This is a genomic window from Amycolatopsis circi (assembly GCF_003385235.1).
In the GTDB taxonomy this organism is placed as follows: Bacteria; Actinomycetota; Actinomycetes; order Mycobacteriales; family Pseudonocardiaceae; genus Amycolatopsis; species Amycolatopsis circi.
In genome coordinates, this window is sequence record NZ_PQIA01000021.1 from 44,539 (window position 1) to 60,468 (window position 15,930).

Here is a 15,930-nt window from a genome sequence, read left to right on the forward strand (position 1 = left end):
CCAGGTCTTGTGGCTGTGGCGCAGGCGGTGGAACTTCACTGCCGTCTTGCTCGGCTGCAACGGCACCTCGGGATTGGCAACGCGGGGGTTCCCGTCCGCGGCGGCCCGGAATCCGCGGCGGGCGAAGTTGCTGCGCCGGTGCAGTTCTCCCTCACCGCACGGGTGCCGCACCAGGTGGGCCTCAGTCGATGGCGTCGCGCACGGCGCGCAGAGTGCTGTGGTCTCCTCGAAGCAGCAGCGTAGTAACGACCGTCTCCTCCCACCAGGCGAGTTCTGCGCGGATCTTCGCCGCCGGGCCGACGAGCGCGGTGTCTTCCACGAGGCTGGTCGGGATCGCGGCGATGGCCTCGGGTTTGCGGCCAGCGAGGTAGAGGTCTTGGACCTTGTCCACGACATCGTCATAGCCCAGCCGGGAGAACACGTCCTTGTGGAAGTTCGCCTCCTTCGCGCCCATGCCTCCGATGTAGAGCGCGAGTGCGGGCCGGACCTGGTCGGCAGCGGCTTCGACATCGTCGTCGATGACTACCGGAACCGAGGCGGCTACTTCAAAGTCGGCGCGGGAACGTCGTGCGTTCGGGCGGGCGAAGCCCTCGTCCAAAGCGGTGCGGTAGAACGCGTCGCTCTTCGGGGAGAAGAACAGCGGCAGCCAGCCGTCGCAGATTTCCGCGGACAGGGCTACGTTCTTGGGGCCTTCGGCGGCCAGGTAGATCGGGATTTCCCGGCGCAGCGGGTGGACGGTCGGCTTCAGTGCCTTGCCCAGTCCGGTTCCGCCGGGGGCAGGCAGGCGGAAGAATTCGCCGTCGTAGGTGACTGGATCGTCGCGTCGGACTACGCGGCGGATGATGTCCACGTATTCGCGGGTGCGGGCCAGGGGCCGCGGATAGGGTTGCCCGTACCAGCCTTCTACTACTTGCGGGCCGGAAGCGCCTAGGCCCAGCACGAACCGGCCGTTGGACAGGTGGTCCAGGGTCATTGCCGCCATCGCGGTGGCGGTGGGAGTGCGGGCGGACATTTGCAGGATGTTCGTGCCCAGCTTGATCCGTCGGGTCGCGGAACCCCACCAGGCCAAGGGAGTCAGTGCGTCCGAGCCGTAGCCTTCGGCGGTCCATACCGAGTCGAAGCCGAGGTTTTCGGCTTCGACGATCACCTCGGCGATGCCTTCCGGCGGTCCGGACGACCAGTACCCGATGTGGTAGCCCAGCTTCATGGCGCTCCTTAGCCTGAGGTGCCCGGGCGGAAGCCGCCCGGGCACCGTCCCGGTTACTTTCCTTCAGGGGTGAAGCGCACCTTCATGCTTTTGACTCCGCGCATGAAGTTGGTGCCCAGCAGACGCGGCTCGCCGACCGCTTCGATGTCGGGGATCCGGGTGAGCAGTTCGCGGAAAAGGGCCGTCAGGCTGGCTTTCGCGAGCTGGTTTCCCAGGCAGAAGTGCGCGCCTCCCCCGCCGAAGCCGACATGCGGGTTCGGGTCGCGGGACAGATCGAACGTTTCCGGGTCAGCGAAGACGTCGGTGTCCATGTTGCCGGACGGGTAGAACATGACGACCTTGTCGCCCGGGACGATTTTCTTGCCGCCCAGCTCGGTTTCTTTCATCGCGGTGCGCCGGAAGGTCATGACCGGCGAGGCGAAGCGGACGAATTCCTCGACGGCGACCTTGATCCTCCCGTCGAAATCCTCCTTGAGGTACTCCTTTTCCGACGGGAACTGGGTCATCGCCCGCACGGTCAGGCTCGAGGTGTGCTTCGTCGTGTCGGTTCCGGCCACCGACATCAGCACGAAGAACGCGCCGATCTCGAAGTCGTCCAGCTTCCGGCCGTCGACTTCGGCGTCCAGCAGACTGGAGAACAGGTCTTCGCCCGGTTCCTTGCGCCGCAGCGCGATCAGCTCCTCGGCGATCTCGTGCAGCGTGGCCGCGGCCTCGACCTGCACCTCGTCGGCGGGGCGGCCGGCCAGCGTGTCGGGGTCAGCCCACGCGACGATGTCGCCGGCTCCCTTGACGGTGGCTTCGCGAAGGTGTTCGGGGATGCCGAACATGTCGCAGAACAGCCGTGCGGGAAGCCGTTCGGCGCAGCGTTCGACGAAGTCGAGTTCGCCTTCGGCTCCGGCGGGGTCGGAAGCGAAGGAATCCACGATCTCGCGGGCGGCGGTCTTGATCTGCTGTTCCAGCCGCTTCACCTGCTTGGGGGTGAAGGCGGAGCTGACCAAACGGCGCAGGTCGTCGTGTTTGGGCGGGTCCATCGCCAGGAACGACTGGGTCATCTCCAGGAAGATGGTCGGCAGCAAGTCGAACAGCACGCCCTGACCGGAAATGAACGTCTCGTTGTCCCGGCTGACCCGGGCGATGTCGGCGTGCCTCGTCACGGCCCAGTAGCCGGGGTCGTCGGGGTCCGGGGTGACGGCGTCCTCGACCGGCCGCTGCCACGACACCGGGTCGGTTTCGCGGAGCAGCTTGAACTTCTGTTCCCGTTCCTCCGACGTCTGGGTCCAGAACGCCTTCGAGGAGATGTCGATCTCGCTGTGCGGCGGCTTGCCTTCCGAAGTCGCCGGGATGAACTCGGGTGCGTCGTCCTCGACGTCGCTAAGAGTCTCGGTGCTCATGGTCGTCCTCCTGGGTGTGTCAGCGCGGGCCCATGCGCAGGGCGCCGTCGATGCGGATGACTTCGCCGTTGAGCACAGGGTTTTCGACGATGTGCTCGACGAGTGCCGCGTACTCGGCCGGCTGGCCCAAACGGCTGGGGTGCGGGATCTGGGCGCCGAGGGAATCGCGGGCCTGCTGGGGCAGCGACGCGAGCATCGCCGTTTCGAAGATGCCGGGCGCGACGGTCACGACGCGGATCTGTTTGTCGGCCAGGTCGCGAGCGGCGCACAGCGTCAAGCCTGCGACGCCGGCCTTCGAAGCAGCGTAGGCAGCCTGCCCGATCTGGCCTTCGAAAGCGGCGACCGAAGCTGTGCAGACGATGACGCCTCGTTCGCCGTCAACGGGTTCCTGGGCAGCCATCGCGGCGGCGGTGAGGCGCAGGACGTTAAAGGTCCCGATCAGGTTGATGTCGATCGCGGAGCGGAACTCGGCCAGCGGCATCGTCCCCGACTTGCCGATGATCCGTTGGAAGGGTGCGATGCCAGCACAATTGACGACTACGCGGAGAGAGCCGAGTCCGGCCGCGGCGTCTACCGCGGCGGTGACGTCGTCCTCGTCGGTGACGTCGGTCGGGACGAATACTGCCCGCTCGCCCAGTTCCTTCGCGACGGTTTCGCCGTCCGAACGAGCGAGGTCGGCGACGACGACCGAGCCGCCCGCCCCGATGATCGTCTGTGCGGTGGCGAGACCGAGCCCCGAGGCCGCGCCGGTGACGACAGCGACCGTGTTGTGGTTGATGCGCACGGTTTTCTCCTCAGAGAAAGAGGTCGGTCTGGAGCTGGTCTTCGGTGGCGGTGCCGTAGCGGTACTCGGCGAAATCGGTCACCCCGTGGGCTCGCAGCACGTCGTCGTCGAGGTAGCACTCGCCGGACGCTGAGCCGGTCAGGACGAGATGCGCGGCGTCGGACATGATCTCGGGCCGACGTGCGGCACGCATCCCGTCGTCGCCGCCGACGATGTTCTGGACCGCGGCGGTCGCGATGAGAGTGCGTGGCCACAGGCAGTTCGCGGCCAGTCCGTGGTGCCGGTACTGCTCGGCGAGCCCGAGCGTGAGCATCGTCATCGCGTACTTGCTCACCGTGTACGGGGCGTGCGCACCGAACCACTTGCGATCCAGATTGATCGGCGGCGACAGGGTGAGCACGCGCGGCGCGGGCGATTCGAGCAGGTGCGGAAGCGCCGCTGAGGTCAGCAGGAACGTGCCTCGCGCGTTGATGTCGAGCATCAGATCGTAGCGCTTGGGCGTGACCTTGCCGAACCCGTCCAGCGCGATCGCGGACGCGTTGTTGACCACGATGTCGATACCGCCGAACTGCTCGACGGTGCGGTTGACCGCCTCGATGACCGAGTCCGTCGAACGGATGTCGCCGAGAATCGGCAGAGCTTTCCCGCCCGCCTCTTCGATTTCGGCCGCGGCGGTGTGGATGGTTCCCGGAAGCCGCGGATCCGGCTTGTCGGTCTTGGCGACGAACGCGACGTTCGCGCCGTCGCGGGCGGCGCGCAGCGCGATCGCGAGTCCGATTCCCCGGCTGCCGCCGGACATCAGGATGGTGCGACCAGCGAGCGGTCGAGGATCAGACATCAGTGTCCTTTCACAAACTGCGGCCTACGCCGAGGCCGTTTTCGCTCCCGCGAACTCCAGCGCCTCGCGCCAGGTCGCGCGCCGGGCGACGAGCCGGCGGAACTTCATGATCAACGTCGGCTGGTCGACGGTCAGCGCGCCGGCCAGTCGGTCGCCCTCGCGGTAGAGGGCGAGAAACTTCTCTCCCGGCAGAACCCGTGCTTCGTCCGCGCCCGGCACGCCGACGAACTGGATCCGGTGGCCATACCAGTCCGACCAGAAGTATGGGACTGTCCCGTACGGCTTCGCTGCCGCTGGATCGAGGGCATTGCGTGCGGCCGCCGCTCCCTGCTCGGCGGCGCTCGTCCAGTGCTCCAGCCGCATGCGCCGGTCGAACAACGGGTTGTGCCAGTGCGCGACGTCCCCGGCGCCGTAGACGCCCGGGTAGCCGGCGTTCAGCGTCTCGTCGCAGACCAAGCCGCCGTCCCGTTCGTCCAGCTGCAGCCCGGAGTCACGCAGCCAGTCGGTGGCAGGCGCAGCGCCCGCACCTACGACGACGAGGTCCGCGGCCAGTTCGGTGCCGTCGCTCAGCCGGACTCCGGAGGCCTTGTCGTCGCCGAGAACGCTCTCCACCCCGACGCCGAGGCGGAGGTCCGTGCCGTTCTGCCGGTGCAGGTCGGCGAAAACAGCGCCGACTTCGAGGCCGACCGAACGGGTCAACGGCGTGTGCGCGAGTTCGACGACGGTCACCGGCAAGCCCCGTTTTCGAGCCCCGGACGCGACCTCCGAGCCGATGAAGCCAGCGCCGACGACGACGGTGCGGGCCCCGCCGTCGAGCGCGGCTCGCACCGCAGCCGCGTCGTCTACGGTGCGCAATGTGTGCACTCCGGCGATCGCGGGCATGCCGGGCAGCGTCCGGGCTCGCGCACCCGTGGCGAGCACAAGCTCGGTGTAGGAGACCTCGCCGTCGTCCAGGCCGACCACGCGTTGTTCGAGATCCAGCGCGGTCGCTGCCACCCCGAGGCGCAGATCCAGATCGAGTTCCTGCCGCAGAACCGATTCGTCGCGATAGGCGGGCAAGGCTGGCGCTTCTGGTTCATCGAGGTACGCCTTCGACAGCGGCGGCCGGTCATACGGCAGGTGCGGCTCGGCGCCGACGAGCGTGATTTCACCGGCGAAGCCGGTGCGCCGAGCCGCCTCTGCCGCGCGGAGCCCGGCCAAGCAGGCTCCGACGATGACAAGTCGCCGTCGCATGAGGACAGTCCTTCCTGACGCTCGTGAGTGGCTATCCCGGTTCTAACCGTGATCGCCGCTCACGAGACCCCTTAGTCGACGAGACGGAGCGCCTCGGTCGGGCACGAATCGACCGCCTCCTGGATCTCCGCCCGACGGCTCGGGCAGATCTCCTGGACGAGCAGCCTCAAACTGCCGTCCTCCTGCACCTCGAAGACGTCCTCCGCGACCGATTCGCAGAGCCCGAGCCCGGTGCACTTCGCGTGGTCGACGATGACCCGCATGCCGCTCACCTCTCCTCGGCGTCGTCGGCGTGGCTGAGCAGGACGTCGTAGGGACGGCGGTCCCGCCTGCCGGACAGATCCAGGTGGACGTTCTTCGTCTCGGTGTATTCGTCCAGCGCGTCCGGCCCGAGTTCGCGGCCGAGGCCGCTTTGCTTGTAGCCGCCGAACGGGACCTGGCAATTGATCTGGTGTGCGTCGTTGATCCACACCGAACCGGCTTCGATCGAGTTGGCCAGCGACAGCGCGCGATCGTTGTCGCCGCTCCAGATCGACGAGGCGAGCCCGTAGGTCGTGTCGTTCGCGATCTCGATCGCCTCGGACTCCGTGCGGTACTTGATGACCGACAGCACCGGGCCGAAGATCTCCTCGCGGGCGATCCGCATGTCGTTGCTGACGTCGGTGAAGATCGTCGGCTCGATCCAGTGGCCCCGCTCGAATTCCTCGCCGCGCGGAGTGCCGCCGCCGAGCACGAGCCGGGCGCCTTCCTCGGCTCCCGAGGCGAGGTAGCCGAGAATGCGCTCCTTTTGCCGGGCCGAGATGACGGGGCCCAGGTCGGTCTCCCAGTCGCGCGTGTCCCCTAGCTTGATCGTGCGGGCGCGCTCCACCAGCCGCTCGACGAACTCGTCGTGCAGCGATTCCGGCACCAGCAGCCGGGTGCCCGACTCGCAGATCTGGCCGGAGTACAGGAAACAGCCGTACAGGACTCCGTCGACCGCGACGTCGAGGTCCGCGTCGTCGAGCACGATCGACGGCGACTTGCCGCCGAGTTCGAGGGTGACCTTCTTGACCGTGTCCGCGGCGAGCCGCATGATCTCGCGTCCGACGCCGGTCGACCCGGTGAAGCCGATCTTGCCGACGTCCGGATGCGCGGCCAGTCGCGCACCCGCTTCGACGCCGACCCCGGGGACGACGTTGAGCACGCCGGGCGGAAGTCCGCATTCCTCGGCGATCCGCGCGAATTCCAAAGTGGACAGCGGAGTCTTCTCGTCCGGCTTCACCACGACGCTGTTGCCCGCGGCGAGCGCGGGCCCGATCTTCCACATGCCGAGCAGCAACGGGAAGTTCCACGGTGCGATCGCGCCGACCACCCCGATCGGCTCGCGGCGGACCGTGCTTTGGCCGAGCGTCGGGAAAGTCGCCCGCGGGGCGGCCTTTTCGAACTCGTACCGCTCGGCGAGATCGGCGAAGTACTCCAGATGCGGCGCGACGTAACCGATGTGGAACCCGGTGGCCTGCCGGATCGTGGCGCCGTTGGCCATGATCTCCAGCTCGACCAGTTCGTCCAGCTGTTCGCCCACCTTTTCCGCGGTCTTGCGAAGAACGGCGGCACGTTCGGCCGGAGTGGCGCGGGACCATTCGCCGCTGGCGAAGGAACGCTTGGCGGCATCGACGGCGGCATCGATGTGCTCTTCGCCGCCGCGCGAGGCCGTCGCCACGAGTTCTTCGTTCTGCGGATCGAAGATTTCGAGGACTTGCCCGGACTCGACGGGCTTTCCGTCGATGAGCATGGGGAAATTGCGCGTCATGTCAGATCCTCGGATCCAGGACGATCTTGGTGGCTTCGTGCGCTTCGAACATCCGGTACGCCTCGGCAGCCTCGGAAAGGCCCATCCGGTGGGAGATGATCGTGGCCGGGTTCAGCTTCCCGGCCTCGGTCAGCTCGATGACCTCGTCCATGTAGCTGACGATGTTGGCGACACCGGTGACGACCTTGATCCCCTTGAGCCAGAGGTCGCCGAAGGGCAGCGTGAGCTGTTCCTCCAGGTAGACGCCCGGGATCGACAGGGTGCCGCCGGCGGCCAGCAGACCGCAGGCGCTGGTCAGGGCCGATTCGTGGCCGACCGCGTCGATCACGACGTTGGCCCCGCGCCATTCGGTCAGTTCGAGGACCGCGTCGGCCGGATCGGTCTCGTCGGCGTTCACCGGGATCGCGCCGAGCCGTTCGGCTTCCTTCAGCCGCGCGGGGACCTTGTCGAGGACGATGGTCCGGGTCGCGCCGAGCGCGATCGCGGACATCGCGGCACAGAGACCGACCGGGCCCGCACCGACGACCGCGACCGTGTCGCCGGGCTGCATCGCACGCCGCACGGCCTCGTAGCCGGTGGTCATGATGTCGCCGGCGAACAGCAGGTCCTCGTCGCTGCTCCGGATGTCGTCGGGCAGCTTGCGCAGCGTCAGGTCCGCGTTCGGGACCACGACGTATTCCGCCTGCCCGCCGGCGAGGTCGCCCAGCGCGATGCCGAGGCCGAAGATCCGCGAGCCGACGCACCGGCCCGGGTCGCCGCGACGGCAGGTCCAGCAGTGCCCGCAGTTGACCACGCACGAGGCCACCGCGCGGTCTCCTGCCTCGACTTGGCCGACCGCGCTGCCCGCCTCGACAACGGTGCCGAGGAATTCGTGGCCGAGCGTCACGCCGCCTTCGATCTCGATGCGGCCTTCGTAAGGGTGGAGGTCGGTGCCGCAGATCGCGGTCTTCTCCACTTTCAGCAGAACGTCCCCGGCGTCGGCGATCGACGGGACATCGACCTCTTCGACGCTCAGCTCGTGCGGTGCGTGCAACACCGCGGCTTTCATGGTGCTCATCAGCTCGTGTCCCTTTCCGGCTCAGGAAACCGCGGCGTCCTTGTCCTTGACCAGGTCGCGGTAGACGGGGAAGAGCGGTTTCGTCAGCGGGACGAGCTTGAGGATCTTGTTGACCGGTCCCTTGGCCTTCACCTGCCCCTTGGCGAGGCCGACCGCGAGGTTGTAGTCGCCGCGCCAGAACTTGTCCGCGGTGTCGGCGCGCATCACCAGCGTGATGTCCGGCTTCAGGTCGGTCTCGCCCGACTCGACGCGCATCGGGTCCTGGAAGCCGACGGTGACGACGCAGTCCGGGTCGGAGTATTCGACCCGCATGACGATGCCCGCGGCCTTCATCTTCTCGCCCACCTCGGGGTGGTCGCCTGCCATGCGGAACATTTCGCCGATGTACTGATCGACTTCGGCGGCATTGGCGAAGTAGGCCATTTCGTTCTCCTGTCGCAGACGGTGAAGCGTGTTGAACGAAGCTAATCCCGGAACGCCTTGCGGTTCATCGCTCTCCGGAGGTGTTCCTCTCTCCCGAAAGGCGGGTTTCGCCTCCGCGACGGGCATTCACCGGCGTCGGAAGAGCTAGCGTCGCGGTGAACGTGCCCGCCTCGGAACCGAAAGGAATCTGATGCCTCAGACCATCGGCGGCGGCTGGAAACCCTCGCCGTTTCCCCGCCGCGAGGCCGAGCCGGAACCGGAACGTCGCTGGCGCGCCGGGGCGAAAGCGCTCGCCTCCCGCTTCCGTCCCCGCTCAGTCCCACCCGCGCTCGTCGTGTCGGCCATCGCTTGGAGCGCAGTCGCCTTCCTGACGATCTGGGCCGGGTCCGACGCGTTCGGCGGCGACCCGGATCAGCGCGCCGCGCAGGAAGTCAGCGATCAGTTCGACAGCGGCAGCGTCGTCGGCTCGGCACCGGCCCATCCTCAGGATTTCCTGGCGCTGCTTGTCGGCGGGTGCCTGGTCGTGGCGATCGTTCTCGCGCTGGTCAAGAAGCGGTGGGCGCTTCCGGTGCTTTCGGTGCTGGCGGTCGCGGCGGTCATCGTGCTGGCGCTCGGCGGGCATGGGGAGGCGGCGATCGTCTTCTTCGCCTTCGTCGTCGGCGCGGTGACGCTGCTGGCCGAGTCGGTGCAGCAGTATCTCTCCTGAACGCAGAAACCGGGGCAGTCGTTGCACTGCAACAACTGCCCCGGTTTTGCTTGCCCTAGACGGATTCGCGCAGATACTGATCTCGCAGCACGCGTTTGACCAGTTTCCCGGTCTCGGTGCGCGGCAGCTCGGCGACGAAGTCGATCACCTTGGGCGCTTTGTACCGCGCGATCCGCGCGCGGACGTACTCGTGCAGTTCGGCGGACAGCTCGTCGCTCGGCTCCACGCCGGGCGGCAGCTGGACCACCGCCCGCACCGCCTCCCCCATCTCGGGGTCCGGCACGCCGATGACCGCGACGTCGTACACCTTCGGATGCAGGGTCAGACAGTTCTCGATTTCCTGCGGGTAGATGTTCACGCCGCCGGAAATGATCGTGAACGCCTTCCGGTCGGTGAGGTACACGTAGCCGTCCTTGTCGACATGGCCGATGTCGCCGGTGGTCGACCAGTTCGGATGCTCGGGATGCTGCGCCGAACGGGTCTTCTCGGGATCCTTGTGGTACTCGAACGGCGGCGCGTCCCGTTCGAAGTAGACGATGCCGTCCTCGCCGGTCGGGAGCAGCCGTCCTTCGTCGTCGCAGACCCGCGGAATGCCCAGACCGGCTTTGCCCACCGACCCGGGCTTGCGCAGCCATTCGGCGCTGTCGATGAAGGTGATTCCGTTGCCCTCGGTCGAGGAGTAGTACTCGTGCAGGATTGGGCCCCACCACTCGATCATCGCCTGTTTCACCTCGACCGGGCAGGGGGCGGCCGCGTGGACGGCCACGCGCAGGCTGGAGACGTCGAATCCGCAACGCACATTGTCGTCGAGTTTGAGCAGTCGGACGAACATCGTCGGCACCCACTGGCTGTGCGTGACCCGCGCTTGCTCGATCCGTTCGAGTGCCTTCACCGGGTCGAACTTCGCCATCACGTGCACGGTGCCGCCGAGCGCCTGCACGACGCCGCCGAACCGCAGCGGTGCCGCGTGATACAGCGGGGCCGGTGAGAGGTAGACAGTGTCGGCATCGAAACCGTATTTGGCACCGAAGACAGCGGTGTAGGAGTCGCCGGGCTCGTCGACCTGCCGATCGGGCAGCGGAGGTTTGATTCCCTTGGGGCGGCCGGTGGTTCCCGAGGAGTAGAGCATGTCCGCGCCGCGCGGCTGGTCCGGCAGCGGATCAGTCGGTTGTGCGGCGAGCGCGCTCTCGTAGTCGTCGTGTCCGGCGATCGGGCCGCCGAATGCCAGGCGCAGACCGACTTCAGGAGTCAACGCGACTACAGATTCGGCGAGTTCGCGCTTGCCCGCCGATGCGACGACGGCTTTCGCGTCGCAGTCGTCGATGATGTAGGCCGCTTCCTCTGCCGCCAAGTGGTGGTTGACCGCGGTGAGGTACAGGCCCGAACGCAGCGCTGCCCAATACGCCTCGAACACCTCGGGCTGATTGTCGCTCAGCACGGCGACTGTGTCTCCGCGCCGAAGCCCGGCGTCGCGGAGAACCCGTGCCAGCTGAGCGGAACGCGCCTCCAACTCGAGGTAGGTCAGCGTCCGGCCGGACTCGACCATGACGACGGCGGGCTTGCCCGGGTCGGTTTTCGCGTGCGTGCCTGGGTACATGATGGGTTCCCTGTCGGTGTTCAGAAGAAGAGGATCAGGTTCATCGCGACGAAGAGCGCGCCCGCGATCCGGCAGGCGGTCGCGCCCCTGCCGACGACCCGGGCGCGGCGAACCCGGTCCGCGACGGGCAGGTGCGCCGGGACGAACGCGGTCGCGTGCCGGGCGGCCCACTGTCCAAAGAGGACCAGCGCGACTCCGAGCAGCGTTTGGACGACGATCGCGGCGATTCTCACTTCGCGCCGATCGCCGGCGCGCCGGGCTGCCCGGGCGGCGGTCCGTCGGGATCCGCGGGCCGGTAGGAGTCGGCGTACTCGACCGAAGCGTCCTTGATCGCCGAAGCCAGCCAGGCGCGCCACTTGGCGAGCTGGCCCTCGGTTTGCAGCTGCTGCTTCAGCTTGTCCTTGACTTGATCGAACACTGCCGGCACCGGTGCCATCACCTGCACGACCTTGCCGACGTTCCAGCCGTACTGGGTTTGCACCGGGCCGAACACAGCGTTCACCGGCGCTGCGAAGGCGGCATCGGCGTAAGGCTTGTCGAGCTGGTTCGCCGCGACTGCACCCAGCGATCCGCCGTTGTTCTTGGTGCTGGCGTCCAAGCTGCGCTGTGCCGCAACGGTTTCGAAGCCCGCGCCGTTTTTCAGGGCTGTGACGACCTGGTCCGCTTCGGCCTTCGAGCTGACGACGATGTTGCGGAGGTCGCGTCGTTCCGGGGTGCCCAGCGCGTCTTTCCGCTGCGGGAACGCCTTCTGGACGTCGGCGTCCGAGACGGCCGTCCCGGCTGAGACCTTTTCGAAGAGCTGGTTCACCGCGAGCTGCCGTTTGATTTCGTCCAGGACGGCCTTTTCCGTCGTACCGACCGTGCCGAGCGCCTGCACGAACTTGTCGTGCGCGTCGTTGCCGTTGCCGTACTGCTGGCCGATGAAGCGGGCCAGCGTGTCCTGTGCGGTTTTGTCGGCGATGACGATGTCGCGGTCTGCCGCGGCCTTGTCGAGGATCATGCCGACGGCTGTCGACTTGGCTACGTCCTTGCGGAAGCCGTCAAGCTTCGCTGGGTCGGTCGGGGCCTGCACGCCGTAGAGGGCGCGCAGAGTGTCGGTTTTGCGGTCGAGCTGGTCCACGGTGACGTCTTGGTCGCCGAGCCGGAAGGCGACATTGTCCGGCAGCACCGTCGACCGGTACCAGGCGTATCCCCCGCCTGCCGCGACCAGCAGCACCGCTAGCGCCAGGACCCACACCCGCCGCCACCACGGTCGTCGGGATCCGGGTTCGTCCACTTCGGACTCCACCTCGTCGGGCTCGACGCTGGCGTCGTCCACTTCGGCAGCTTCGGCAGTGCGCTCTTCTTCGGTTCGGGTACTCATCAGCTCACTCCAACCAGTTCTTCGCTTTCCTTGCCGGACCGCCGCGGCTCCCGGCCGGTGTCGCGCGGGCTCGCGACGAGGACCACGAGCGATGCCGCGGCGAACGCGAGCACGACCGCGGCTGCGAGCAACGCGCCGAACTGCCGGATCACCGCGAGCCCCGAACACACCAGAACCAGGTAGCCGGTCGCCGAAGTGGCGGCGGCGAGCAGGACGGACACGCGCAGACTCCGATAACCGCGCCGGGCCGCTTCGCTCAGCAGCACGGTGAATTCGCAGCCGACCGCCGCCGTCAGCGAGCCGAGTGCGACGGTGACCGGGCTCAGCGCGATTCCCGCGAGCCACAACGCCAGCAGACCGAGACCGGTCGCGAGGACTGCCGCGGCGAACGCGCGCACGGCGTCACCCCGGCGACGCAGCCCGATCAGCAGGACCAGCGACGCCGCCGCGATGCCGAGAACGTTGCCCACGACGCGCTCCGCCGAGACCATCTCCTCGCTGCGGACGGCCACCATCGACAGCCCGCTCAGGTCGACCTGGTAGCCCGGCGGGGCGGCCAGTTCTCCGCGAATGTCGTCGCGCAGGTCGCGGAGTGCCGCGAGATCGTCCATCCGGACGCCGAAGACGAGGGTCGCGACCTGGTGGTCCGGCCGGATCACGGCTCCGGTCAGATACGGCGGCAGCAGCTTCAACGCGGCGTCGATCTGCGCGGTTGTTCCGGTGTCGCCCAGGAAAGACAGCAGGGTCGGCGGCGATACGACCGGGCGGAGCTGGTCTCCGTGCTCAGTAATCAGCCGTTCTTGTGCGTCGTGCATCCACCGCAGGGCGGCGGGCGAGGTGACGTCGGGGCCGGTGAGCACGACCGACAGCTCGCCGGACGAACCGATGACGTTCTCGACGTGCCGCGCGTCGTCGAGCGTCGATGCCCCTCCGGCCAATGCCTCGAAGTCCGTCTGCAACGGCAGGGCGGGCAGCGCCGCCCAGCCCAGCCCCGCCAGCACAACCGAGGCGGCCACGAGGCCAGCAGCCGCGCGCTTGCCGATCCGGCGACGCACCACGGTTCCAGGCGGTTCCTCCTCCGCCGACCGCGTGCGGCCGAGGGCTCCGAGCCCGGCGGAGATCAGCACGCCGACGGACAACGTGAGACCGAGGTCCCGGACGAACGGCAATGGCGACAACATCAACGTCGCGAAGCTCGCCGCTGTCGCCGCGGCGACGACCAGCACGGTGCGAGGGCGGGCGTTGCGCGTGAAGTAGGTCGGGTAGTAGCTGCCGATTCCCAGCAGCACAGGGAGGAATGCGAGCACGCCAAGGGACAGCGGCTTGCCGATCCAGCCGAACGCGGCCAAGGTCGTCGCGATCGCCAAGAGTGTCGACCCGAGTGGAACGAGCCTGCGTCGCCGTCGCGTCCACGGTGCGAAGAAGAAGCAGGCACCGATCGCAGCGATCGCGATGCCGCCGAGCAACACGGCTTCTCCGGACACTTGATGGCTGACATCAGCGGCGAGAACCGGGACGCCGGAGATAGTGGTGCGCTTGGTGTCGATATTCGCTTCCGCCACCGCGTCGCGTACTGACGCGACCAGCCGTTCCGCGGTCGCCGCATCGACCCCCTGGCGAGGACGGATCAGGATGGCCGTCGAGTTCTCCGACGGCACGACGAACCGCCACTGCGCGCGCGGCTGCGCGCCTTGCCCGAACACCACGGACTGGACGAACCTGCCGTTGCCCAAAGTCGGCAGCCCGGCCGGGAGACCGCGCACGATCAGCGATCCGTACCGGATGTCGAACGCCTTGACCGCGTCGTTCGCGGCAGCGGCGGCTTCGGCGTCGCTCTTGCCCTGCGCCTTCGCCGCGGCCGCGGCCTGCTGCCGTACTCCGTCGCGACGGCCGACGAGTTCGGTCAGGAAGTTCTGCACCTGCCCGGTGATCTGGTTCAGCGTCGTCCCGGGGCCGTAGACCGCGGCGACGTCCGGCAACGAGGACAGCTTGCCCTCCAGCCGCAGCAGCGAATAGATGTGCTGCGCGTCCAGCAGCTCGCGAGGTTGCTTTCCTTCCAGCAGAACCACAATCGGGTCCCCGCCGAACGACCGCGCAAGATCGTCGAGCTGGTCGACCGACGCGTCATGGGCGGGCAGGAACGAGTCCACCCCGGTCTCGACCCGGCTTTGCGCGAGGCCGCCGGCCAGGAAGGCGACCGCGGCGACGACGCCGAGTGCGACGAGGACGCGGCGGATCATTTCGGCGGTTCCGGTTGCACGTGCGGGTACGGGTTGTTCGCCGGTCCGGGATTGGTCGCCGAGCCTGGCAGCGGATAGGCGTTGAACTTGTTGAGCGGCCCGATGTTCGTGTTCAGCGGGTTGCCCTTCAACGTCTGCTCGTTGTTGATCGAGAACACCCGGAACGCGCGGCCGTTGGCGTCCCCGGTGGCGAGCGTCTGCGCGAAGTTCGTGAAGAACGCCGCGAGATCATGACCGTAGGGACGCAAGAACCCGAGCATCGGATTGAGGTCGGACAGGTCGACCTGCAGTGCCGGGACGAGGTTCCGCACGTCCTGGGCAACCGCCGGGACTCGTTGCAGCGTGGCCGGAGCCTGGGCGAGCACGCCGTTCAGCGAAGGCAGCAGTGCGCGCAGATCCGCGCTGGTCTGCGGCAGCTCCTTCAGCGCCGCCGAAAGATCGGGTGCGGCGATGTTGAGATTGGCCGCGACGGGAGAAAGCGCCCCGGAGACCTTGTTCAGGCTTCCGGTGGCGGTGCGCGCGGTGTCCATGAGGCCGGGCAGTTTCCGCAGCACGTCTTCCAACTGCTTGCTGTTCCCGGAGGTCGCGGACACGAGCTGGTTGGCGTTGTCGACCAGCTGGCCGATTTCGCCCTGCCGGGTGTCCAGCGCGGCGAGCAGCGTGGTGGTGGATCCCATCAGGTGCTTGAGGTCCTCCGACTGCCCGGCGAGAGCGTCCAAAGTGGTCTTGCCCTCGCGGCCGAGGTCGCCGAGTCCTTGCAGGGCTTGGGAAATACTCGCTTTGCCGTCTTTGGTGGCGGCCCCGAGCGACCGGACGCTGCTCGCGAGCGCGTTGCGGGTGCCGGGATCGAGACTGGCGAGGACGTCGTTCAGCTCGGTGGCGGGCTTGCCCGCGCTGTCCGGGAGGACGGTGCCGGAAGCCAATTCTTGGCCCCTGCCGTCGGTGATCTCGAGGAAGGTCTCGTTGATCAACGTCTTCGCCCGCACCTGGACCGTGGCTCCCTGGTGCAGCGGAGCGGATTTTTCCAGTTGCAGCACGACGTCCGCCTTGCCGCCCTGGACCGAGAGCTGGTCGACCTTCCCGACCTTGACGCCCGCGACCATCACGTCGGAGTCCTTCACCAGGTTCGACGCCTTGTCCAGGTGGAGCACGACCTGGTACCCCGGCTGGGACACCACCGGCAGCTTTCCGCCCGAGCTGACCCAGAGATAACCGAAGACGAGCGCGCAGACGAGAACGAACGCGAGCAGCATCACGAGCCGCAGGACCGGCAGCACGGCATGGGGGATTCGCATGGCGGGC

The 15,930-nt window shown here is 67.7% G+C and carries 15 protein-coding genes; 1 reads left to right on the forward strand and 14 read right to left on the reverse strand.

From position 1 onward, the window contains the following. Positions 1–181: 181 nt before the first annotated feature. The 9 genes from D0D37_RS11625 to D0D37_RS11665 all read right to left on the reverse strand — a co-directional run bounded on the left by D0D37_RS11625 (position 182) and on the right by D0D37_RS11665 (position 8,722). Positions 182–1,207 carry an LLM class F420-dependent oxidoreductase gene (locus D0D37_RS11625; protein ID WP_116200518.1) on the reverse strand — a complete coding sequence of 342 codons (1,026 nt, stop codon included), beginning with the start codon at positions 1,205–1,207 and terminating at the stop codon, positions 182–184. 53 nt (positions 1,208–1,260) lie between these two features. Further along, positions 1,261–2,598, reverse strand: a complete 1,338-nt coding sequence (locus D0D37_RS11630) for a cytochrome P450 (RefSeq protein ID WP_116200519.1) — start codon at positions 2,596–2,598, stop codon at positions 1,261–1,263. Positions 2,599–2,617: 19 nt separating this feature from the next. Beyond that, positions 2,618–3,382, reverse strand: coding sequence for an SDR family NAD(P)-dependent oxidoreductase (locus tag D0D37_RS11635; RefSeq protein WP_116200520.1), 765 nt, complete (start codon positions 3,380–3,382; stop codon positions 2,618–2,620). Positions 3,383–3,392: 10 nt separating this feature from the next. Beyond that, positions 3,393–4,220, reverse strand: a complete 828-nt coding sequence (locus D0D37_RS11640; protein WP_116200521.1) for an SDR family oxidoreductase — start codon at positions 4,218–4,220, stop codon at positions 3,393–3,395. A 24-nt stretch (positions 4,221–4,244) separates the two neighbouring features. Beyond that, positions 4,245–5,453 carry an NAD(P)/FAD-dependent oxidoreductase gene (locus D0D37_RS11645; protein WP_116200522.1) on the reverse strand — a complete coding sequence of 403 codons (1,209 nt, stop codon included), beginning with the start codon at positions 5,451–5,453 and terminating at the stop codon, positions 4,245–4,247. A 71-nt stretch (positions 5,454–5,524) separates the two neighbouring features. Next, a complete protein-coding gene (locus D0D37_RS11650) occupies positions 5,525–5,716 on the reverse strand; it encodes a ferredoxin (protein WP_116200523.1) in 192 nt (63 codons plus the stop codon). A gap of 5 nt (positions 5,717–5,721) precedes the next feature. After that, complete coding sequence (locus D0D37_RS11655; protein WP_116200524.1) at positions 5,722–7,242, reverse strand: aldehyde dehydrogenase family protein; 1,521 nt, start codon at positions 7,240–7,242, stop codon at positions 5,722–5,724. Position 7,243: 1 nt separating this feature from the next. Then, positions 7,244–8,299, reverse strand: coding sequence for an alcohol dehydrogenase catalytic domain-containing protein (locus D0D37_RS11660; RefSeq protein ID WP_116200525.1), 1,056 nt, complete (start codon positions 8,297–8,299; stop codon positions 7,244–7,246). 21 nt (positions 8,300–8,320) lie between these two features. Beyond that, entirely contained in the window at positions 8,321–8,722 is a 402-nt protein-coding gene (locus D0D37_RS11665) for an SCP2 sterol-binding domain-containing protein (RefSeq protein ID WP_116200526.1), read from the reverse strand. Between the two features lie 190 nt (positions 8,723–8,912). Between D0D37_RS11665 and D0D37_RS11670 the strand changes: the two genes are divergently transcribed. Beyond that, positions 8,913–9,428: a hypothetical protein gene (locus D0D37_RS11670; RefSeq protein ID WP_116200527.1), complete on the forward strand. Its 516-nt coding sequence runs from the start codon at positions 8,913–8,915 to the stop codon at positions 9,426–9,428. Positions 9,429–9,483: 55 nt separating this feature from the next. Here D0D37_RS11670 and D0D37_RS11675 read toward each other — a convergent pair whose 3' ends face one another. Genes D0D37_RS11675 through D0D37_RS11695 form a run of 5 tightly spaced genes read right to left on the reverse strand, consistent with a single transcriptional unit; the run spans position 9,484 to position 15,923 of the window. Then, positions 9,484–11,025, reverse strand: a complete 1,542-nt coding sequence (locus D0D37_RS11675; protein WP_116200528.1) for an acyl-CoA synthetase — start codon at positions 11,023–11,025, stop codon at positions 9,484–9,486. A gap of 20 nt (positions 11,026–11,045) precedes the next feature. Continuing rightward, positions 11,046–11,258, reverse strand: coding sequence for a hypothetical protein (locus D0D37_RS11680; RefSeq protein ID WP_116200529.1), 213 nt, complete (start codon positions 11,256–11,258; stop codon positions 11,046–11,048). Next, on the reverse strand, positions 11,255–12,388 hold the full coding sequence (locus D0D37_RS11685; RefSeq protein ID WP_116200530.1) for a peptidylprolyl isomerase: 1,134 nt from the start codon (positions 12,386–12,388) through the stop codon (positions 11,255–11,257). The genes D0D37_RS11680 and D0D37_RS11685 overlap by 4 nt, the downstream gene beginning before the upstream one ends. Next, positions 12,388–14,628: an RND transporter family protein gene (locus tag D0D37_RS11690; protein ID WP_116200531.1), complete on the reverse strand. Its 2,241-nt coding sequence runs from the start codon at positions 14,626–14,628 to the stop codon at positions 12,388–12,390. Before D0D37_RS11690 ends, D0D37_RS11685 begins: the two co-directional genes overlap by 1 nt. Beyond that, a complete protein-coding gene (locus tag D0D37_RS11695) occupies positions 14,625–15,923 on the reverse strand; it encodes an MlaD family protein (protein WP_116200532.1) in 1,299 nt (432 codons plus the stop codon). The genes D0D37_RS11690 and D0D37_RS11695 overlap by 4 nt, the downstream gene beginning before the upstream one ends. Positions 15,924–15,930: the final 7 nt, after the last annotated feature.